This is a genomic window from Stutzerimonas stutzeri, assembly GCF_024448715.1.
Taxonomy (GTDB): Bacteria; Pseudomonadota; Gammaproteobacteria; order Pseudomonadales; family Pseudomonadaceae; genus Stutzerimonas; species Stutzerimonas stutzeri_AR.
The window spans coordinates 168,844-189,021 of sequence record NZ_JAMOHZ010000009.1 but is presented as its reverse complement, the minus strand read 5'-3'; the positions used below and the strand labels follow the sequence as shown (position 1 = coordinate 189,021).

The 20,178-nt window shown below is 62.2% G+C and carries 20 protein-coding genes and 1 pseudogene; 9 read left to right on the top strand and 12 right to left on the bottom strand.

Annotation, left to right across the window (positions count from 1 at the left end; genetic code table 11):
- From NAV33_RS18915 to madM, 7 genes are all read left to right on the top strand, one after another.
- Positions 1–300, top strand: a complete 300-nt coding sequence (locus NAV33_RS18915) for a malonate decarboxylase subunit delta (protein WP_003296879.1) — start codon at positions 1–3, stop codon at positions 298–300.
- On the top strand, positions 293–1,159 hold the full coding sequence (locus tag NAV33_RS18910) for a biotin-independent malonate decarboxylase subunit beta (RefSeq protein ID WP_255982905.1): 867 nt from the start codon (positions 293–295) through the stop codon (positions 1,157–1,159). The genes NAV33_RS18915 and NAV33_RS18910 overlap by 8 nt, the downstream gene beginning before the upstream one ends.
- A complete protein-coding gene (gene mdcE, locus NAV33_RS18905) occupies positions 1,156–1,941 on the top strand; it encodes a biotin-independent malonate decarboxylase subunit gamma (protein ID WP_255982904.1) in 786 nt (261 codons plus the stop codon). The genes NAV33_RS18910 and mdcE overlap by 4 nt, the downstream gene beginning before the upstream one ends.
- Positions 1,942–2,051: 110 nt before the next feature.
- Complete coding sequence (locus NAV33_RS18900; protein WP_255982903.1) at positions 2,052–2,684, top strand: malonate decarboxylase holo-ACP synthase; 633 nt, start codon at positions 2,052–2,054, stop codon at positions 2,682–2,684.
- Positions 2,681–3,616: a malonate decarboxylase subunit epsilon gene (mdcH, locus tag NAV33_RS18895; protein ID WP_255982902.1), complete on the top strand. Its 936-nt coding sequence runs from the start codon at positions 2,681–2,683 to the stop codon at positions 3,614–3,616. The genes NAV33_RS18900 and mdcH overlap by 4 nt, the downstream gene beginning before the upstream one ends.
- Before the next feature lie 122 nt (positions 3,617–3,738).
- Positions 3,739–4,137: a malonate transporter subunit MadL gene (gene madL, locus NAV33_RS18890; RefSeq protein ID WP_255982901.1), complete on the top strand. Its 399-nt coding sequence runs from the start codon at positions 3,739–3,741 to the stop codon at positions 4,135–4,137.
- A gap of 3 nt (positions 4,138–4,140) precedes the next feature.
- A complete protein-coding gene (gene madM, locus NAV33_RS18885) occupies positions 4,141–4,905 on the top strand; it encodes a malonate transporter subunit MadM (protein ID WP_255982900.1) in 765 nt (254 codons plus the stop codon).
- Positions 4,906–5,131: 226 nt separating this feature from the next.
- Here madM and NAV33_RS18880 read toward each other — a convergent pair whose 3' ends face one another.
- From NAV33_RS18880 to NAV33_RS18865, 4 genes are all read right to left on the bottom strand, one after another.
- Positions 5,132–6,448 (bottom strand): TRAP transporter large permease, encoded by a 1,317-nt coding sequence (locus NAV33_RS18880; protein ID WP_255982899.1) that lies wholly within the window; start codon positions 6,446–6,448, stop codon positions 5,132–5,134.
- A complete protein-coding gene (locus NAV33_RS18875) occupies positions 6,445–7,014 on the bottom strand; it encodes a TRAP transporter small permease subunit (protein ID WP_255982898.1) in 570 nt (189 codons plus the stop codon). The genes NAV33_RS18880 and NAV33_RS18875 overlap by 4 nt, the downstream gene beginning before the upstream one ends.
- A gap of 90 nt (positions 7,015–7,104) precedes the next feature.
- On the bottom strand, positions 7,105–8,097 hold the full coding sequence (gene dctP / locus NAV33_RS18870; RefSeq protein WP_255982896.1) for a TRAP transporter substrate-binding protein DctP: 993 nt from the start codon (positions 8,095–8,097) through the stop codon (positions 7,105–7,107).
- Positions 8,098–8,291: 194 nt separating this feature from the next.
- Positions 8,292–9,212: a LysR family transcriptional regulator gene (locus NAV33_RS18865; RefSeq protein WP_255982894.1), complete on the bottom strand. Its 921-nt coding sequence runs from the start codon at positions 9,210–9,212 to the stop codon at positions 8,292–8,294.
- A gap of 366 nt (positions 9,213–9,578) precedes the next feature.
- Between NAV33_RS18865 and NAV33_RS18860 the strand changes: the two genes are divergently transcribed.
- Positions 9,579–9,755: a hypothetical protein gene (locus NAV33_RS18860; protein ID WP_255982892.1), complete on the top strand. Its 177-nt coding sequence runs from the start codon at positions 9,579–9,581 to the stop codon at positions 9,753–9,755.
- Positions 9,756–9,851: 96 nt separating this feature from the next.
- Here the strand turns inward: NAV33_RS18860 and NAV33_RS18855 are convergent, their stop codons facing one another.
- The gene (locus NAV33_RS18855; RefSeq protein ID WP_255982890.1) at positions 9,852–10,724 is read right to left on the bottom strand and encodes a helix-turn-helix domain-containing protein; all 873 of its coding nucleotides are present in this window, start codon (positions 10,722–10,724) and stop codon (positions 9,852–9,854) included.
- Between the two features lie 158 nt (positions 10,725–10,882).
- Here NAV33_RS18855 and pobA point away from each other — a divergent pair, with 158 nt between their 5' ends.
- Complete coding sequence (gene pobA / locus NAV33_RS18850; RefSeq protein WP_255982888.1) at positions 10,883–12,076, top strand: 4-hydroxybenzoate 3-monooxygenase; 1,194 nt, start codon at positions 10,883–10,885, stop codon at positions 12,074–12,076.
- A 79-nt stretch (positions 12,077–12,155) separates the two neighbouring features.
- On the opposite strand, the gene NAV33_RS18845 is transcribed toward pobA, so the two are convergent.
- The 7 genes and pseudogenes from NAV33_RS18845 to NAV33_RS18815 all read right to left on the bottom strand — a co-directional run bounded on the left by NAV33_RS18845 (position 12,156) and on the right by NAV33_RS18815 (position 20,177).
- On the bottom strand, positions 12,156–13,415 hold the full coding sequence (locus NAV33_RS18845; protein ID WP_255982886.1) for an OprD family porin: 1,260 nt from the start codon (positions 13,413–13,415) through the stop codon (positions 12,156–12,158).
- A gap of 115 nt (positions 13,416–13,530) precedes the next feature.
- Positions 13,531–14,853, bottom strand: a complete 1,323-nt coding sequence (locus NAV33_RS18840; protein ID WP_255982884.1) for a TRAP transporter large permease — start codon at positions 14,851–14,853, stop codon at positions 13,531–13,533.
- Entirely contained in the window at positions 14,850–15,377 is a 528-nt protein-coding gene (locus NAV33_RS18835) for a TRAP transporter small permease (RefSeq protein ID WP_255982882.1), read from the bottom strand. Before NAV33_RS18835 ends, NAV33_RS18840 begins: the two co-directional genes overlap by 4 nt.
- Positions 15,378–15,423: 46 nt before the next feature.
- Positions 15,424–16,485, bottom strand: coding sequence for a TRAP transporter substrate-binding protein (locus NAV33_RS18830; protein ID WP_255982880.1), 1,062 nt, complete (start codon positions 16,483–16,485; stop codon positions 15,424–15,426).
- Between the two features lie 246 nt (positions 16,486–16,731).
- A pseudogene (locus tag NAV33_RS18825) lies at positions 16,732–17,786 on the bottom strand (TRAP transporter substrate-binding protein).
- 355 nt (positions 17,787–18,141) lie between these two features.
- A complete protein-coding gene (locus NAV33_RS18820) occupies positions 18,142–19,041 on the bottom strand; it encodes an NAD(P)-dependent oxidoreductase (protein WP_255982877.1) in 900 nt (299 codons plus the stop codon).
- Positions 19,038–20,177, bottom strand: a complete 1,140-nt coding sequence (locus NAV33_RS18815) for a 4-oxalomesaconate tautomerase (protein ID WP_255982875.1) — start codon at positions 20,175–20,177, stop codon at positions 19,038–19,040. Before NAV33_RS18815 ends, NAV33_RS18820 begins: the two co-directional genes overlap by 4 nt.
- Position 20,178 lies beyond the last annotated feature (1 nt).

Sequence of the window (20,178 nt, the reverse complement as noted above, 5' to 3'; positions counted from 1 at the left end):
ATGGAAACCCTGTCTTTCGAATTCGCCGCCGGGCAACCCGCCCGCGGCAAAGCCCTGGTCGGCGTGGTCGGTTCGGGCGATCTGGAAGTGCTGCTCGAACCCGGCCAGGCCGGCAAGCTGGCGATCCAGGTAGTCACTTCGGTCAACGGTGCCGAGCAGCGCTGGCAGCAACTGTTCGAGCGGATGTTCCGCGAACAGACGCCGCCCGCGCTGAACATCGACATTCACGATTTTGGGGCCACACCCGGCGTAGTGCGTTTGCGCCTGGAGCAGGGGTTGGAGGAGGTCGGCCATGACTGATTCGTCTGCTGTCAACGTGGCCCGTTTACTCAAGTCGCGTAGCTTCGTCGAGCTCGGCGCTCGCCAGCGGGCCCGTGCGCTGCTGGATGAAGGCAGCTTCCGCGAACTGCTCGACCCCTTCGCCCGCATCACCTCGCCGTGGCTGCCGAAGCAGGGCATCGTCACTCAGGCCGACGACGGCGTGGTGGTCGCCAAGGGCACCATCGACGGCCAGCCGGCTGTGATCGCCGCGATCGAAGGCGCCTTCCAGGGCGGCAGCATGGGCGAAGTCGGCGGCGCGAAGATCGCAGGCGCCCTGGAACTGGCCGTCGAAGACAACCGCAACGGCATCCCGACCCGCGCCGTACTGCTGCTGGAAACCGGCGGCGTGCGGCTGCAGGAAGCCAATCTGGGGCTGGCCGCCATCGCCGAGATCCAGGCCGCCATCGTCGAGTTGCGTGAACACCAACCGGTAATCGGCGTGGTGGCGGGTTCGGTCGGCTGCTTCGGCGGCATGTCCATCGCTGCCGGCTTGTGCAGCTATCTCGTGGTGACCCGTGAAGCACGCGTCGGCCTCAACGGCCCACAGGTGATCGAGCAGGAAGCCGGACTCGACGAATACGATTCGCGTGATCGTCCGTTCATCTGGAGCCTGACCGGCGGCGAACAGCGCTACGCCAGCGGCCTGGTGGATGCCTATGTCGCCGACGACACCGACGCCATCCGTGACGAGCTGCATTCGCTGTTCGCCCTGGGTAAACCGGCCCAGCCACGCAGCCAGCGCCACGCCTGGTTCCTGCAACGTCTGGCCGACGCCGATACCCGCACGCAACTCGATGCCGCCGCCGTGCGTGCCCTCTATGAAGGAGATGCCAGATGAGCCGTGGACTGAACTGGTTGCAAGCCCTGGCCGGTGGTCAGACCCTGGCGGGCTATCCGGCCTCGGTGAAGGTCATCGATGGTCAGCTCGGCGAACGCGCCGCGCGTTTCATCGCCGTGGTCCCGGATGCTGAGAGCCCGTTTCCGCGCGCGCGCAATGGCGAGGTCGGCCTGCTGGAAGGCTGGGCGCTGGGCAAGGCCTTGGACGAAATCATCGAAGCCGATCGTGACAAGGCGGAGAAGCGCGTGCTGGTCGCCGTGGTGGACGTGCCGAGCCAGGCCTATGGCCGCCGCGAGGAAGCCCTGGGCATCCATCAGGCGTTGGCCGGTGCGGTGGACGGTTATGCCCGCGCCCGCCTGGCCGGGCATCCGGTGGTCGCGCTGCTGGTGGGCAAGGCCATGTCCGGCGCCTTTCTCGCCCACGGCTACCAGGCCCAGCGGATCATCGCACTGCGCGATCCGGGCGTGATGGTGCATGCCATGGGCAAGGCCGCGGCGGCGCGCATCACCCTGCGCAGCGTCGAAGAACTCGAAGCCCTGGCTGAATCGGTACCTCCGATGGCCTACGACATCGACAACTACGCGACGCTCGGTCTGCTCTGGGAAACCCTCTCGGTTGAGAACATCGAGCAACCCGCCGGCGCCGACCTGTCACGGGTGCGCGATTGTCTGCAAAAGGCCGTCGAGGACATCGGCAGCAGTACAGATCTGCGTGGGCGCCTCGGTGCGCCGAATCGCGAGGCGTCGTCGCGAGTCCGCGAGCTACTGCGAGAGCAGTGGTGAGCTTTTCTCCCCTCGCCGCCTGGGGGAGAGGGGCCGGGAGTGAGGGGCAACGGTAATACCGACGCCACCGAACCCCATCCTCCACAAAAATAATCACGAGGAGGCTGTAGATGCACGCCACGCCACGCCCCCATGACCTGCTCTGGGGCATGACTTCAGAGCAGCTGCTCGCTGACGCACCGGAGTGGGCGCGACAAATGCTCGCCACCGGCCAGCCGGTGGTGGTGCGCCGTGCGCTTACGGCGGTCGGTCAGATAGCGGTGGGCCTGCGAGGCATCAGCCGCGATCAGCGCTACGCCACGGTCATGGATGTGAGCCGCGCATTGCGTTGCGTGAGCCCGGAACAATTGATCGAGGCGCTGCCGTCCAGCGAGCTTCCGGCTTTCAAGGCGCTGGCGGCGATCAAGCCCTTCCTGGATGACCTGGGGCGCAGCTGGGGCGTAACCGGTTCGGTCGGCTACCAGTTGGCCACCGGGATGCCGACTGCGCATGCCGAAAGCGATCTCGATCTGCTGCTGCGCATGCCCTGCGAACTCACACGCTATGAAGCGCACGAACTGCAGCGGCTACTGGATCAGGCATGCTGCCGCGTCGACATGCAATTGGAAACACCAGCCGGTGCCGTTGCCTTGCGCGAGTGGGCAGGCGCTGCGAGCCGCGTACTGCTCAAGTGTTCCAGCGGTGCGCGGCTGGTCGGCAATCCCTGGCGTGACTCCTTGGATCAGCCGGAACTGGTCGCATGAGCAGTCTCTTCGCCTTTCCCGGCCAGGGCGCGCAGAAGCCCGGCATGCTGCATCGTCTGCCGCAGGAGCCCGAGGTGCTCGACTGTCTGAAACAGGCCGGCGAAGCGCTCGGCGAGGATGCCCTCGCGCTGGACAGCGAAGCCGCCTTGGCCTCGACTCGCGCCGTGCAGCTCTGCCTGTTAATTGCCGGTGTCGCTGGCGCGCGTCTGCTGATGCGCGGCGGGCGGGCGCCGGACTACGTGGCGGGACTGTCCATCGGCGCCTACGCGGCGGCCGTGGTTGCCGGTTCGCTCGATTACCACGATGCCGTGCGGCTGGTCGCGCTGCGCGGCGAACTGATGCAGGACGCCTATCCGCAAGACTTCGGCATGACTGCGATCCTCGGCCTTGATCTCGGCACCGTCGAGCGACTGCTGGCCGAGGTGCATGGCGAGCAATCCCCGGTTCACCTGGCCAATATCAACGCCGACAACCAGATCGTGATCGCCGGCGCGGACCACGCCATGATGGAGGTCGCGCAGCGCGCCAAGGCCTTGGGCGCATCTTGTGCCAGGCGACTGGCAGTGAGCGTGCCGTCTCACAGCGCCTTGCTGGAGACGCCAGCCGCACAGCTCGCCGATGCCTTCGCCAGTGTCGAGCTTCGCGCGCCACGCATCCGTTATCTGAGCAGCACCACGGCGCGGCCCATCGCCGATCCGCAGCGTCTGCGCGACGACCTGGCTTTCAACATGTGCCGCGTCGTCGACTGGCACGGCACGCTGCGCACCGCCTACGAGCGCGGCGTGCGGCTGCATATCGAACTGCCGCCCGGCTCGGTACTGACCGGGCTGGCTAGGCGTGTATTTGAACAAGGTACGCTGATCGCCTTTGACGGTGCCCGGTTGGACACAGTGGACGCCTTGCTGCGTCAGGAGGGCAGCCGTAGCCGATGACCGCGTGAACTGAAGAGTGAGCCGAACTCGCTACTGTTCGATGGATAAAAATAACGACCTCGACAACACGCGCATTCAAGCCGGCAACGCCGAGCCTTGAGCGCAACCCCAAAAGGACAATAATGATTATCTTCGGTGTGGCCTTCCTGGCCTTATGCACCCTGGCAGGCATCTTCGTGGGTGAATTGCTGGGGAAACTCATCGGCGTACCAGCCAATGTCGGCGGCGTCGGTATCGCCATGGTGCTGCTGATTCTGCTTGGCAGCTCTCTCAAAAAGCGCGGCCTGTTCACGATGGATTCGGAGCAGGGCGTCAAGTTCTGGAGCGCCGTCTACATCCCGATCGTGGTGGCCATGGCTGCCCAGCAGAACGTCTTCGGCGCCCTCAGCGGCGGCCCGATGGCAATCCTTGCCGGTATCGCCGCGGTGGCGATCGCTTTTGCTCTGGTGCCGGTGCTCGATCGGATCGGCCGAAAAGAGCTTGAAGCCGATGTCGCCAAACCACTGACCACCGAGGGCTGAGCCATGTATGAATCTCTACTCAAGGTCGTCTCCGGCTACGGCCTGATCAGCGGCTTCGCCATCATCGGCGCGACCATGTGGTTCTCCTACTGGCTGTCGGACAAGCTCACCAAAGGCCGTCTGCACGGCTCGGCGGTGGCCATTCTGATCGGCCTGTTACTGTCGTATATCGGAGGCGTTGTGACTGGCGGACAGAAGGGGCTGGTGGACATCGCGTTGTTCTCCGGCATCGGCCTGCTCGGCGGCTCCATGCTGCGGGACTTCGCCATCGTTGCCACCGGCTTCGGCGTGAGTGTCGAGGAGCTCAAGCGCGCCGGAATGGTGGGCGTGCTGGCGCTATTCATCGGCGTTTTCTCGTCCTTTATCGCGGGCGTTTCGGTGGCTATGGCCTTCGGCTACACCGATGCGGTAAGCCTGACCACCATCGGCACGGGTGCGGTGACCTACATCGTCGGCCCGGTAACCGGTGCCGCGATTGGCGCCAGCTCCGAAGTGATGGCGCTGTCCATCGCCGCCGGCCTGGTCAAGGCGATCCTGGTGATGATCGCGACGCCCTTCGTTGCGCCCATGATCGGCTTGAACAACCCGCGTGCCGCTGTGATCTTCGGCGGGCTCATCGGCACGTCCAGTGGCGTCGCGGGTGGTCTGGCGGCGACCGATGCCAGGCTGGTGCCTTACGGCTGTCTGACCGCGGCGTTCTATACTGCGCTGGGCTGCCTGCTTGGCCCGTCACTGCTGTTCTTCATCATGCGCGGCCTGCTCGGTTGAATCGACTCGGGGTGGGAAGCGGATTGCCGTTTTCCACCCTGCAATGCCCCAACTGGGTTGAACCAAACGCCTATCGGAAACGGCTTACTAGGCTTTGCAGTGCTAGGTAAACGAAGCAGCCTCCAGCACCGGTGCACTGTTCGTCCGTTGCTGAACTAATGAAGCAATCGTGAAGCAAAAAAAACGGGCTTCCGAGGGAAGCCCGCCAGACGGCCAACATCTTCTCCTAGTCGGCTTTACCCATGACATAGTCAGGCAGGACGGTAGCGATCTGTGGGAACAGGCACAGCACGATTATCGCCAGAATCATGACCAGCGCATAAGGAAGGGCTCCCCAGAGAATGTCCCGCGTGGGAACCTGCGGCGCGATCCCATTGATGACAAACAGGTTCAGCCCCAGCGGCGGGGTGATCAGGCCGATCTCCATATTGATGGTAAGCACCACCGCAAACCAGTAAGGATCGAAGCCGGCTTGCACCACGATGGGGAAGAGTAAAGGCGCGGACATCACGATTACTGCCACCGGTGGCAGAAACATCCCGGCCACCAACAGAAACACGTTGATCACGCCCATCAGCACCCAGCGGTTGACTTCCAGACTGGCGATCGTCTCGGCCACCGATTGGGTGATGTATAGCGAGGACAGCGCGAAGGCGAACAGTTCGGCGGAAGCCAGGATCATCATGATCATGACGCTTTCGCGCATGCCGGTGCCGAAGATGTCGCGAAAGGTGCCCAGCTTGAACAGCCGGTACGCCAGCACTACCACCACCAGCGTAAGCATGGCGCCTGCGCCAGCTGCTTCGGAAGGCGTGGCCACACCACCATAAAGTACGTAGAGAACGCCCAGGATGATGAACATCAGCGGCAGTATTCGGGGCAGCGCCGCCAGCTTGTCGCGCAAGCTGTAGTGCACCCCTTCGGCGCCGAAGCGAAAACCCTTGCGGCGGGCATCGAACATTGCCCAGCACATGAACATGGCGGTCAGCATCAGGCCGGGTAGTACGCCCGCGAGAAAGAGCCGGCCGATGGATGTTTCCGTGGCAATGCCGTAGATGATCATCGTTACCGACGGCGGCAACAGGATGCCGAGCGTGCCGCCTGCGGCGATCGAGCCGGTCGCCACCGAAGTGGGGTAGCCGCGGTTGATCATTTCAGGGATGCCGAGTTTGCCGATCGCTGCGCAGGTTGCCGGGCTCGAACCCGTCATGCCGGAAAATACTGCGCAGGCGCCAATGTTCGACAGCACCAGGCCGCCTGGAACCTTGTACATCCAGCGATCCAGGGCGCGGTAAAGGTCGGCTCCGGCGGGCGTGCCGGCAACGATGGCACCCATCAGCACGAACATCGGAATCGATACGAAGGCCAGGTTGCCGATGCCGGCGAACATGGTTTCGGCCACCACGCCGATGACTTCCGGACCCATCGCCATGAACAGACCACCCATGGCCGCCAGGCCGAGGGCGAAGGCAATCGGCATGCCGGTGGCGAGGAATAACAGCAAGGCGCAGATCAGCAGCACACCTGCAAGGGACGGAGTCATCTTACTTCTCCCAGATTCTGATGGCTTTGCAAGGTGGTTTCGTTCTTCTCCGCCTCAGCGTTTTGTGGCTCTGGAATGCTCAACTCGGGGCGAATCAGTTTCATCAGCTCCACCACGTATTGCAGGCACAGCAGGCCGAAGCCCACCAGCATTGGCGTTGCGGGAATCCACAGCGGAATGGCGGCGATAGTCGGGGTGGTCCAGCCGCCTTTCCAGGCCTCGTGGACATAGATGCCGCTAGCCACGCTCATCAGCAGGCAGAAGATCAGGCCTAACACTGCACCGAGACACTGCATGCGCCGTCGGTTTGGCGACGACATCATCAGCTCTATTACATCGACGCCGACGTGACCCTTCTTCATCAGCACGTAGGGCGCGCCAATGAATATTGCCGCGGTCGCTGCGAATACCACGACCTCGGTCTGCCAAATAGTGGGCGCTCGGAACAGGTAACGCATGAGGATCATCTGGCACATGACCACCATGGCGATGATCAGCAGGACAACGGCGCTGACACCACCAAGGCGCGATAGCGTCTCGATCGAGAGAATAAAACGTCTGGACATGGGGACTCCTTGGAACCGGCGCCTTCAGCAGAAGCCGCGGCGCGAGCTCGAACGCAGCGAAGGCCGCTGAGGAAGCGGCCGCAATGGGCATCACTGCACGGCGAGGGCCTTGTCCAGAAGCTCTTTGCCGCCTTTAACCTTATCGGAGAAGTACTGGTAGGAGGATGCACGGGCTACCTGCATCCAGGCGTCGTGTTCTTCCTTGCTCAGGTTTACCACCTTTACTCCGGCCTTGGCGAAGGTCTCCTTCATGCGCTGTTCGCCTTTAGGGCCTTCCTCGGCGAAGTAGGCCTCGGCCTTGCTTGCTGCTGCCAGGATGACCTCCTTCTGTTCCGGAGTAAGACGATCGAAGGTGCGCTTGGACATCAGTACGGGCTCATACATGAACCACAGGGCGTTATCGCCCGGTGCGGTCAGGCATTTCACCTGCTCATACAGGCGGTACGAGACAAAGCTGTCATTGGAGGTGTTGGCTGCGTCCAGTACTCCGGTCTGCATGCCGGTGTATATCTCGGAGGACGGCATCGACGATATCGAGGCACCCGCGGCGGCGAGCATGTTTTCGAATGCTGGCCCGGCGGCGCGGATAACCTGGCCCTTGATGCTCTCGGGTGAGGTGATGCAGTGTTCCTTGGAGGCGAATCCGCCGGCCAGCCAGGCGTCAGCGAGAATAACCGCGCCGTTCTTCTCAGCCAGAGCATGTATTTCTTTTATGAAATCGGACTGGTTCAGGCGCTGGGCATGTTCATAGTTCTTGACCAGTCCCGGCATCAGCGTGGCGGAGAACTGCGGTACGCGGCCGGACGCATAGTCCAGCGGCAGAGCCGTCATGTCGAGCTGCCCCCGAGTCAGGGCGCCCCATTGCTCGTTGGCTTTGTATAACGATGACGCAGGGTAGATCTGGAGCTTCAGGCCAACATCGGCGGCGGCGACTTCGCGGGCAATGATCTGCACCATTTCATCGCGGGGGTCGCCCTGGTTGCCGGGAAACTGATGGGATGCGCGCAGGACGGTCTCGGCGAAGCTGGGGATGCTGGCGACCAGCAGTGCAGCCGCAACCGAGGTACGGAGTAGGGCTTTCATTGGAATTCTCCTGAATTGACACATCAGAACCGCGCCATGCGGCTCATAATTATTTTTATTACGTCATAGGACTTTTCTTCTTGTTGTTCGGGCTTCCGTGCTCGATCCGAATGCAGGCTAGCGCGCGCAAGGGGGCGGATCAATTAAGACCCACCCTCCATCGTTACGGAAAAGTTAATGATTCTCTGGGGGCGTCAAGAGGAGTTCGATCGAGGACGGTACATGCGGCATTCCGCTACAAGCGCAAGCAGATTGGGATCGCGCTCTTTGGATTTCAGGAATACCACACCGATCTGCTGTTGCAGGCGGTATCTGGGCTGCAAGGGAATCAGGCGGATGCGGTTTTCGTACACCGCTGCGACCCGCCCGGGCAGCAGGGCGTAGCCAACCCCAGAGCTGACCATGCTGAGCAGAGTGAAAATGTCGTTGACCTGCATGCCCACATTCGGCTCGAAGCCTGCCTGGTTGAATACCCGAGCACTGTCGCGATGCGTGGCAAAACCCTGCGTGAGGGTGATGAAGGTGGCATCGCGGAGGTCGGCCAGATCCACCTCTGCCTGCTCGGCGAAGGGTGAATTAGTGGGTACCGCTAGAAAAATATCATCGGCGAAAAGCAGCAATTGCTCGCAGTCAGGGTTTATGAGGCTGTCGTCGAGGGAGATCAGGATGGCGTCCAGCTCCATATTCTTCAGTTTGTAGAGCAGGTCGACGTTGGAGCCGAGGATCAGGTCGATGTTGAGCTCGCTGCGGCGCAGCTTCAGTCCCATGATCAGCTGCGGCACCGTCTTGACCGTCAACGAATACAGCGCACCGAGCTTGAAGCGCTCAGCTGAGAAACCGGCGGCCTCTCGGGTCTGGCGTACCGTTTCCAGCACGTCCTGCACCAGCTTCTGAGCCTTTTCTTCCAGTACGTAGGCGCTTTCCAGCGGAATCAGGTTGCGTCCTTCATGTTTGAACAAAGGACAGCGTAAGGCGCTTTCCAGTGAATGGATGGCGCGGTGAACGCTGACATTGCTGGTGTTCAGCTCGGCAGCCGCCTTGCTCAGATTTCCGCTGCGCATGAAGGCCAGAAAGACTTCCAGCTTTTTCAGGGTGAGTTCTTCGTCGATTTGCATGGCGAATGCTCGGGGCATGGCAGTCGATTATGCCTAATGGCGAACGCGCTTCGGGCGCGGTTATGGGACTTTTGTCAGTGGTTGTTCTTTTTGTTGATTGCACTGTTGTTTTGGCCGTTCGGCTGATGGTGCGTGTTCAGCCATTGGGCCGCAGGCCGTGCATGCACATCGCATGGTGACTATTTGATGACTGTGCAACTTGCATGAGCTCTTGGGTCTTTCGAATTTTATAAGTTATTGAAATATAAAATAAAAATAATAAGTCAGATGATGGCACGTTCGATGCTGTAGTTGCATATTGCTATCCGGGCGGCTAACAGCCCGAACGTAATGGCTGGTTGCTCCAGCCTCAAGAGGCCCGAAAAAATGGTTAACAAGCTGAACGGCACAACGCAGGTATGGGCCGATGGGTATTCCTTCCGGGAAGTCACCGAGGCGCTGGCGACAGCGTTGGGGATTTGCGTCGACGACTGCCAGTCCGCGAAACCGGAGACCAATCCGAAGGCACATAATCCGTCAAACGGCGAACCGGCCGATGAGTAGGTCGGCCATGGGTGCAAAATGACTCGTTAAGGTCGTCGTCCTTTCAAAGCCCGTCTGCTGTTCAACGGCCTGCAGCAGACGGCTCATCCGCTCCCGTCAGCGCCGATTGCGAAACTCCCGCGGCGGCAAACCGGTCAGCCGTTTGAAAAAGCGAGAGAAATAGGCTGCTTCGGAAAATCCAAGGTTGTCGGAGATCTGGCTCACGGTCATCGTCGTGTAGATCAGCTGTCGCTTGGCCTCCAGCAGTACCCGTTCATGTACCACACCCTGGGCTGTCTGGCCGGTAAAACGACGCGCCAGGGTGTTCAGGTAAGCGGGAGTGATGTCGAGCCGGTGAGCGTAGTCTTCAACCGAATGCCGCCGGCAGAAGTCGGTTTCGACAAGCCGGGTAAACGCGGCAAGTAATGCCTGGCCCCGCAGCGGATGGCTGTTCGTCTGCCGCACCAGCATTTGCCGCCCGACCCAGACCGCGAGCACGCCGACCAGCGATTGCAGCAACAGATCGCGTGCAGGTGCCGGCGTTCGGTATTCCCGGTCGATGGCGTCGAACAGCGTATCCAGATAGCGACGGTCTTTGCCGACAGCATGCAGCCCGGCTATACCGAGCGGCGCCTGATGCCCGCCGAGTGCCGCCTCCAGCCGCGCCAATAGCGGTGCAGCGAGGGTCAGCACGTAGCCTTCAACGCGCTCGGAAAAGCGGAACCCATGCACGCACAGCGGCGGCAGTACCTGCACAGCCGCTTCGTCGATGCGTGTCTGCACGCCTTCCACTTCTACTAGAGCCCATCCCCGACGGATGTAGAGCAACTGCGTCAGGTCGGCGTGGCGGTGCGGGCTGATCTCCCAGTCATGCATGCGGCTGCGCTCGGGGATCGACTCGCAATGCAGCAGGTCCGGGGTCGGCCAGTCGAGTGAGTCGCCATAGAGTTTGTAGACCGGAATGGCGCCGGTGGAGCGGTTGGAACTCACGGCATCGTCCTTTGGGCGGTAATCGAACCGAGTTTATAAAAGTCCAAGTTTGCGACGATTGAATGCATTATCGCCAAGCTCTGCTGAGCAGAACATGGGGTTATCTCGAAGCAGCCCGGCGGACCGCCGCGACGCGACAACAAAAAACGAGGATTCCCATGAAAACAGGTGTCGCCATCATCGGTGCCGGGCCGTCCGGCCTGTTGCTCGGCCAGTTGTTGCACAACGCCGGAATTGCCAACGTGATCATCGAACGCCAAACCCCCGAATACGTGCTGGGGCGCATCCGCGCGGGCGTGCTGGAACAGGGCATGGTCAACCTGATGCGCGAGGCGGGGGTATCTGAGCGCATGGACCGTGAAGGACAGATTCACGATGGCGTCGAGCTGGCGTTTGCTGACCGTCGCGTGCGCGTCGACCTGAAGGCGCTGACGGATGGTGACACCGTGATGGTCTACGGCCAGACCGAGGTTACCCGCGACTTGATGGCAGCGCGCGAGGCGTCCGACGCAGTCTCGCTCTATGGCGTATCGGACGTTCAGCTACACGAGGTGAAGGGCGAAACGCCTCACGTGACCTTCACCCACAACGCCGAGACGGTGCGCCTGGATTGCGACTACATCGCCGGTTGCGATGGCTTTCATGGGGTGTCTCGCAAAAGCATTCCCCCCGAAGTGCTCACCGAATTCGAGCGCGTCTATCCCTTTGGCTGGCTCGGTGTGCTCAGCGATACGCCGCCGGTAAGCCATGAGCTGATCTACGCCAACCATGCGCGCGGTTTCGCCCTGTGCAGCATGCGCTCGTCCACACGCTCGCGGTATTACGTGCAGGTCGGGCTGGAAGAAAAGGTCGAGGATTGGTCCGACGAGCGTTTCTGGGCCGAGCTCAAAAGCCGGCTGCCCGAAGACGTCGCCGCGCGGCTGGTCACCGGCCCGTCGCTGGAGAAAAGCATCGCGCCGCTGCGCAGTTTCGTGGTCGAGCCGATGCAGTACGGGCGATTATTCCTGGTTGGCGATGCCGCTCATATCGTGCCGCCCACCGGCGCCAAAGGCCTCAACCTGGCGGCCAGCGATGTCAGCACCCTGTATCGCATTCTGTTGAAGGTTTACCACGAAGGCCGGACTGACCTGCTGGAAAAGTACTCGCCGATCTGCCTGAGACGCGTCTGGAAAGCCGAGCGATTCTCCTGGTGGATGACCAGCCTGCTGCATCGTTTTCCCGATACCGACGCCTTCGGCCGGCGCATCCAGCAGAGCGAGCAGGACTACTTCACCAGCACCCAGGCGGGCCTGACCACCATCGCCGAGAATTACGTCGGGCTGCCGTACGAGCCGATCGAGAACTGCGGCTGAAAAAAAGGCCCGTCCATGGACGGGCCGAAGCATCACGCGCAGGAGGAGGGCGCGTACAACGGGAGCAAAACGTCAGCGTTTACAGGATCGACAGCGGGTAGTTGATGATGATGCGGTTCTCGTCCAGGTCGCGGGTGTTGGCCTCGGAGCGGAAGCTTGAGTTGCGCCATTTGATGTTGAGGCTCTTCGCCGGGCCGCTCTGGATGGTGTAGGCCACCTCGGTCTCGCGACCCCATTCCTCGGCGTCGTCGGTGGTCGCTGTCCGGATGTTGTCACCGCTGATATAGCGGTTCATCAGGGTCAGGCCCGGGATGCCCATGGCGGCGAAGTTATAGTCGTGACGCAGTTGCCAGGAGCGTTCCTCGGCATTTTCGTAACTGTTGTTGAAGCTGTCGTTGGCTAGCGAACCGCCGCTGGTGCCGTTGACGCGCATCCAGGTGTCGCCGCTGACTTTCTGCAGACCGACATAGAAAGTGTTACCACCGGTCTTGAGGCCGAACAGACCCGAGTAGGTCTTGTTGTCCAGCTCGCCGCCCAGCGCGCTGCCGTCTTCGTCGCCCTGGAAGTAGCCGAGGTTAGCGGTCAAAGCCACGTCCTCGCTCAACGGCTGGGTGTGCAGCAGCTGCACATACTGCTGCTCGTAGACGTCCTTCAGCTCAGCCGTCCACAGGCCTACGGTGGTGCGCTTGTCGTTGAAAGCGTATTCACCGCCAATGAAGTTGAAGCGGTCGGACGCGCCGCCGGCGAAGCTCATGTCTTCCATGCTGGCGTCGTCGCGTGGGCTGTTCTGGCGGAACTGGCCGGCGGTGAGCATCAAGCCGTCGATTTCACGCGAGGTGATCATGCCGCCCTCGAATGTCTGTGGCAGCGAGCGGCCATCGTCCGAGCGCAGGATCGGAAGGACCGGCATCATCTCGCCGACCTTCAGCTCGGTGTTGGAGATCTTCGCCTTGGCGGCAACGCCGAAGCGGCCGTAATCGTCGGCCGGGCGGCCATCGTCGTGGCGTGGCAGCAGGGCGGTGCCGTAGGTGCCGCCACCGCCGTCAAGCTTGACCGCCAGACCGGCGAGCACATCCACACCAAAGCCGACCGGGCCAGGCGTGTAGCCGGACTGGATGTTGAGGATGAAGCTCTGGGTCCACTCTTCGGCCTTGCTGCGATCGGTGATCGAGTCGTCGCGAAATTCACGGCCGATGTAGAAGTTGCGCGCGTTCACCGTGATCTTGGTGTCTTCGACGAAGCCTTCGGCGCTGGCGGCCAGCGGGACGAGGGCGGCGATGGACGCGGCGAGCAGGGTGGGCGCGAGGATGCGGCTTGCTTGGGTGGTGTGGTGTTTCATTGTTGTTGTTTTCCTTTTTCAAGGTTGAGGGCTCCCCTCCGCCGTTGCGGATGTTCGAAAGCGAGGGGGGAGTGAAGCAGCCGCCGCCGGCGGCAATTCGATTAGCCGGTCGGGGTCATGTCAGCCACCGCACCAGGCAGAGGGTGATGGAGGGGAACAGCACCAGAATCACCACGCGAACGATGTCGGAAATGAGGAAGGGCACCACGCCGCGAAAGGCGTCGCGCAGGGTCACGTCGCGGGCCATGCTGCTGATCACATAGACGTTCATCCCCACCGGCGGGGTGATCATGCCGATTTCCACCACCATCAGCGCGAGGATGCCGAACCAGATGGCCTTCTCGGTCTGGTCCAGGCCGTAGAAGTCCAGGCCCATGATCAGCGGGAAGAAGATCGGAATGGTCAGCAGGATCATCGACATGGTGTCCATCACACAGCCGAGGATCAGGTACAGGATCAGGATCCCGGCGAGCACCACGAAGGGGCCGACACCGCTGTTGGTGATGGCCTCGGCCAATGCCACCGGCAGCTGAGAGACAGCGAGGAAGGAGTTCATGACGTCGGCGCCGAGCAGGATCATGAAGATCATTCCTGTCGTCACCGCCGTGCCGTAGAGCACTTCCTTGAACCCTGCCCAACGCATGCCGCCCAGCACCACAGCGAAGAATCCGGTGCCCACGGTGCCGATCGCTGCGGCCTCGGTTGGAGTGAACCAGCCGCTATAGATGCCACCGAGAACCAGCAGGAATATAAGCAGCACCGGCCATACGCCTTTCTGCGCGGCCAGCCGCTGACGCCAGCTCATGCGCGGCTGCGCCGGGCCTGCGTCGGGGTTCATGCGTACGTAGATGGCGATCGCGATCATGTAACCGATTGCCGCGAGAATCCCCGGAATGAAGGCGGCCATGAACAGCGCCGAAATGTTTTCCTGGGCCAGGATGGCGTAGATCACCAGCACCACCGAAGGCGGAATGAGAATGCCCAGGGTGCCGCCAGCGGCCAGGCTGCCGACCGCGAGCGAGCCGGAGTAGTTGTACTTCTTCAGTTCGGGCAGGGCGACCTGGCCCATGGTGGCTGCGGTGGCGATGGAGGAGCCGCAGACCGCGCCGAAGGCCGCACAAGAACCTATCGCCGCCATTGCCAGGCCGCCGCGCCAGTGGCCGATCATCGCCGCCGCGGAGCGGAACAGGCCGGTCGCCAGGCCGCCACGCGAGGCAAACTGGCCCATCAGCAGAAAGAGAGGAATTACTGAAAGGTCATAGACGGTGAACCGTCCGTAGGCGACGGTCTTGATGTAGCTCAGCAACGGTGACCAGCCACTGATGGAAACGTAACCGCCGATGCCGGTCAGCAGCATGGCGATGGCGATCGGGATACGCACCACCAGCAATACCAGAAGGATGGCGAGGAATAATCCGCCGATTTCAACACTGCTCATGCGGGTTTACCCTCACCACGAAAATCCTGCCAGGCGGTATACAGCGACACCACCGCCAACAATGCGAAGCCTGGGGCGAAGGCGGTCATCGACCACCAGATCGGCAACCCCATGATGATCGACTCCTCGCCGGTGCCGTAGGCATCGACAGTGCCGATCGCCGAGCGCCATGCCAACAGGGCTGCGGCCAGTGCCATCAGCACCCCGCCGAGGGTGTCCAGTGTGCGGCGCACCCGTTCAGAAGCATGCAGAGTGAATACGTCGACGATCACGTTGCCCCGATGCAGCTGGCACAGCGGCAGAAAGAACACGATGGCGATGCCGCAGCCCATCTGCACCAGCTCGACGTCGCCAAGCAGCGGCTCGTCGAACACGGCGCGCATGGCGATGCTGTATGTCGCCATCAGCGTCATTGCTACCAACAGCAGGCCGCCGATGAAGGCGAGCAGACGCGAAAGGGCATTGAGCAGGCGGCCGACGGCATCTACAGGCGCGACGGCGACCTGAACTACAGGTTCACTCATTTAATTCTCCAGGGCGGTACCGTCACTGCAGTACCGCTTGCTTCGCTCAGCGGGGTAGCTGGGCGTTGTAGTGCTCGATCAATTGGCGGGCGTCTTCGAGCAGCGCTTCGCCGTTCTCGTAACCTTTGTCCTCGACTTCCTCGATCCAGCCCTCACTCACGCGGCTGGTGGCCTTCATCCACTTTGCCTGCTCCTCGGGAGACAGCACGTAGATCTCGTTACCCCGGGATTCGGCGAGCTTGTGGCCGGTCTCGACCACCTGGTTGTCCCAGATGCGGCCGGCCTCTCGGGAAAGCGCGCGGCCGCTGTTGTTGTCGATGACCTTTTTCAAGTCGTCCGGCAGGTTTTCATAGGTGTTCTTGTTCATTGCCACCACTAACGCGGTGTGCATCAGCGCAGGCATGCCGGGTGCGGTTTCGGTGTGGTACTTCACCAGCTCGTGCAGCTTGAGCGCCGGGACCACGTCCCAGGGCAGCACGGCGCCATCGACCACGCCTTTAGAGAGGGCTTCGGGCACCTGCGGCACCGGCATCGCCACTGGCGTCGCGCCGAGCAGGGAGATGGTCTTGGTCGCGGTACGGTTGGCCGCGCGCAGCTTGAGGCCGCGGAAGTCCGCCATTTTCTTGATCGGCTTGTCGGTGGTATGCACCAGCGCGCCATCGGTCAGATGGGTCGCCAACAAATGCATATCGGCGAATTCCTTCTGCCCGTGCTCCTCGAGAAAGTCCCACATGGCCTGGCTGCTGGCCTCGGAGGAACGGCTCATGAAGGGCAATTCGAACGCCGCGGTCAGCGGGAAGCGGCCGCTGGTGTAGCCGGGCAGCGTCCAGACGATATCGGCGACGCCGTCGCGGACCTGATCGACCAATTGCGGAGGCGTGCCGCCGAGCTGCATCGAAGGATAGAACTGAAACTGGATGCGGCCGTTGGATTCCTCGGTGATCTTCTCGGACCAGGGCTTGAGGAAATCCGCCTGCGTCACCGAGTGTGCCGGAAGAAAGTGCGCCAGCTTGAGAGTAACCACCGGCTCGTCAGCCTGGGCAGGGGCGTGCAAGGCGAGGGAGCCGAGCGCGAACAAGGAGAGCAGCGCCTTGGGGAGCTTGAGCATCGCGTAGTCCTTTTTATTCATTGTTTTTATGTGCGATCCGCGCGACCCGAGGCGAGGGCGGCTGGCCAGCGGACCGCAGATCGTGTCGCGGTTGAATCCTGATAGCTCCCGTCCGGCTATTCAATTGGACATTCCGCTTAGTGTGCGATTATCGAACGGCATCCGCTCCGTTGCGTCCTGATTGGGCGATTATCGGACAGTCGTGAGCGCAGCCCATCGTTCACTGGTAACGCATGTCCAAGCGAGTCAATCGGGTAATTGCTCGCTGTACTTTTCGACCAACTGGCGAGCGTCTTCAAGCAGGGCGCCGCCGTTGTCGTAGCCCTTGCTGTCGACTTCCTTGATCCAATCCTGGTCGAGGCGTTTGGCTACCTTCATCCACTTCTGTTGCTCATCCTCGGGCAGGACATAGATCTGGTTGCCTTGGCTCTTGGCCAGTTTGTGTCCGGTCTCGACCACCTGGGTATCGAACAGATGTCCGGCCTGGCGCGACAGCGCGATGCCGCTGTTGTCGTCGATGACCTTCTTCAGGTCCGCCGGCAGCTTGTCGTAGGTGGCCGGGTTCATCGCGATGATGACGGTTGTGTACATGAGTGCCGGCTGCCCAGGCGCCATTTCGGTGTGGTACTTGACCAACTCGTGCAGTTTCAGCGCGGGCACCACATCCCAAGGCACGATGGCGCCGTCAACGACAACCTTGGACAGCGCTTCTGGAATCTGCGGTACCGGCATGGCAACCGGTGTTCCGCCGAGCAGCGCGATGAGCTTGGTCGAAGTGCGGTTGGCCGCACGGATTTTCAAACCGCGAAAATCGGACATCTTCTGATGGGCTTCTCGGTGGTATGCACCAACGCGCCGTCAGTCACATGGGTGGCCAGCAAGCGCATGCCCTCGAATTCTTTCTGCCCATGCTTCTGCAGGAATTCCCACATTGCCTGACTGCTCGCCTCGGCGGACCGGCTCATAAACGGCTGCTCGACGGCGGAGATCAGCGGGAAGCGGCCACTGTTGTATCCCGGCAGCGTCCAGACGATATCCGCGACGCCATCGCGTACCTGATCGACCAATTGCGGCGGCGTGCCGCCCAGCTGCATGGAGGGGTAGAACTGGAATTGGATGCGGCCGTCGGACTCTTTGGTGATTTTCTCTGCCCAGGGCTTGAGCAGGTCGGCCTGGGTGACCGAGTGTGCCGGAAGCTGGTGATGAACCTTGAGCGTCACGACCGGTTCGGCCGCCTGTACAGCCGGGCCAACCGATCCGGCGACAAACAGTGCGAGCAGCAATCTGGAAACTTTCGTCATTGCGATTTCCTTTTGTTGTTGTTTTAAGCCGTGCTGGCGACAGCGATCGTCATGCAGCGGCTCGGACCGGCCGCGCACTTGGCCAGCACTGCCAATACAGTGCAGAGCAAGGCGCTAGCGCGTCAGTCGTCAGGAATGGTTGCACGCAGCCTTGCGTGGCGAACAATGCATAACAGCTACCTGCCTATGCGTATTGTTTATGGGTAGTGGCGCAGGAAGCCTGTGATGTTCCGCGGGCTCGTTAAAAGTGTGGTTATCGCGGCACGCGCGTTCTCGCTTCGGAAAACGCTGATACGCATAGGGTCGCTCAACTGCAGCCGAACGGGTCTACATGCAGCCCCGTCAAGGCATTCGGTCAGTCGCTCGGTCCGGCCCTGAGCAGGGCGTCCAGATGCTGCCAGTCGAAAGGTTCGAGATCGACGTAACGCAAGCCGCGCGCGGCGATTGCGTCGACCAGCCCGCGTTGGGTCTGCACGATCGCCTGGCTCATTTGCGGCTCGATGCCGGCGGCGCGCACCGTCTCGGCGACTTCTTCCATTTCCTCTGCGCGGCGCCGGCCGTGTTCGGCCACGCGACTGATCAGGTAGTGCGGCAGCTCGGCATCCCAACCCATCGACGGGAAGCTCTTGTGCAACGAGGCCAGCACTTCCGTTTCGGCGCCGTAATGCTGCGCCGTGCGCAGGCATTCGGTAGTCAAGGCTTCGAGGCCCTTGATCATTACGCTGCGGCACATCTTGATCGCCGAGGCGACACCGATTTCGTCGGCCACCACGCGGGTGGCGAAACCGCAGGCATTCAGCGCGGCGGAGAGTTCGGCGGCATCGCGACCGCCGAGCAGGATCGGCGTCTGCAAACGCTTGGGCGGTACCGGCGCCATGACCGCGGCGTCGACGTAGCGCCCGCCAACGGCGTCGATGGTCTCTGCCGCCGCCTGCTTGGTCGCCGGGGCAACCGAGTTGATGTCCATGAACAGCTGCCCGGGTTGCAGCGTGCGTGCCGCCGTTTTCGCCACGTCCAGCGCACCGCCGGCGGTCACCGCCGAGATGACCAGCGCCACGCCAGCGATGGCTTCAGCCGCGCTATTGCAGAGAAGTACCCCCGCGTTGGCAGCCTTGGTCTCCAGCGCCGGGCGTTGCGTCGGGTCATCCAGCAGACGGTCATAAACCTGAACGGCGACGCCTTGGGCCGCGAGATCGCTTGCGAGGATGCCGCCCGCTTCGCCGAAGCCGATCAGAGCGATGCAATCGAGTGTCATGGTGTGTTCTCCGTATGGCCCGAGCAGACGTGGCCCGACCGAATGCGGCCCAACTGAACGCAGCCCGACCAGACCGCGCCGGGAATGCAGACGAAACCATCAAACAATAGCCGGGCGGTGCGCACCAGCCCGCAGCCGGCCAGTTGGCCGTCCTGCAGCCGCAGCTCGACGGTAAATTCACCGGTGGGATGCTCCACTGACAGTCGCCGCAGGTCGCCTTTGCCGGTAACAGCGAGCCCCGCCGTCACCGAGCCCTCGACCAGGCAGGCGCTGGCCGCGCTGACCGCGCCGAACACGCCGATCGAGGCGTGGCAGCGATGTGGAATGAATGTCCGCGTATTCAGCGCGCCACCGGCACGCGATGCGGCGATCAGGCACATCTTCGGTACCGTGCGCTGGCTGACGTCACCGAGGTTCATCAGCGGCCCGGCCTGCAAGCGAATCGATTCCAGCCGCGCCTTGAGTTCGCTGTTGTCGTTCAGTGCTTCGGGCGTCTCAAAGCCGCTGATGTCGAGGTCCTCGGCGCGCAGCACCACCACCGGCATGCCGTTGTCGATGCAGGTCACCTCGATGCCATCGAATCTGTCGGTCGGGTTGCCCGTCGGCAACAGGGCACCACAGCTCGATCCGGCAACGTCCTCGAATTCGATCACCAGCGGCGCGGCGGTGCCGGGCACGCCATCGATCTGGGTGTCGCCGTCGTAACGCACCTGGCCGTCCGGCGTCGGCACATGCGCGACTGCGATCTGGCCGGTATTTTCCATGAAGATGCGCACCGCTGTTTCTTCACCCACGACCGGCACAAGGCCGCGCTCGATGGCGAACGGGCCGACGCCGGCGAGGATGTTGCCGCAGTTCTGGCCGTAGTCGACACGCGGTTCTTCCACGACCACCTGGGCGAAGAGATAGTCGACGTCGGCGTCGGTCCGCTGCGAGGGCTGCACGATGGCGACTTTGCTGGTCAGCGAGTCGGCACCGCCGATGCCGTCGATCTGCCGCGCATCCGGCGAGCCCATTGCGGCCAGCAACACGCAGTCGCGCAAGGCCAGATCAGCGGGCAGATCGGACGCGAGGAAATAGGCACCCTTGGAGGTGCCTCCCCGCATCTGTAGACAAGGGATGCGGGTCTGGTGCATA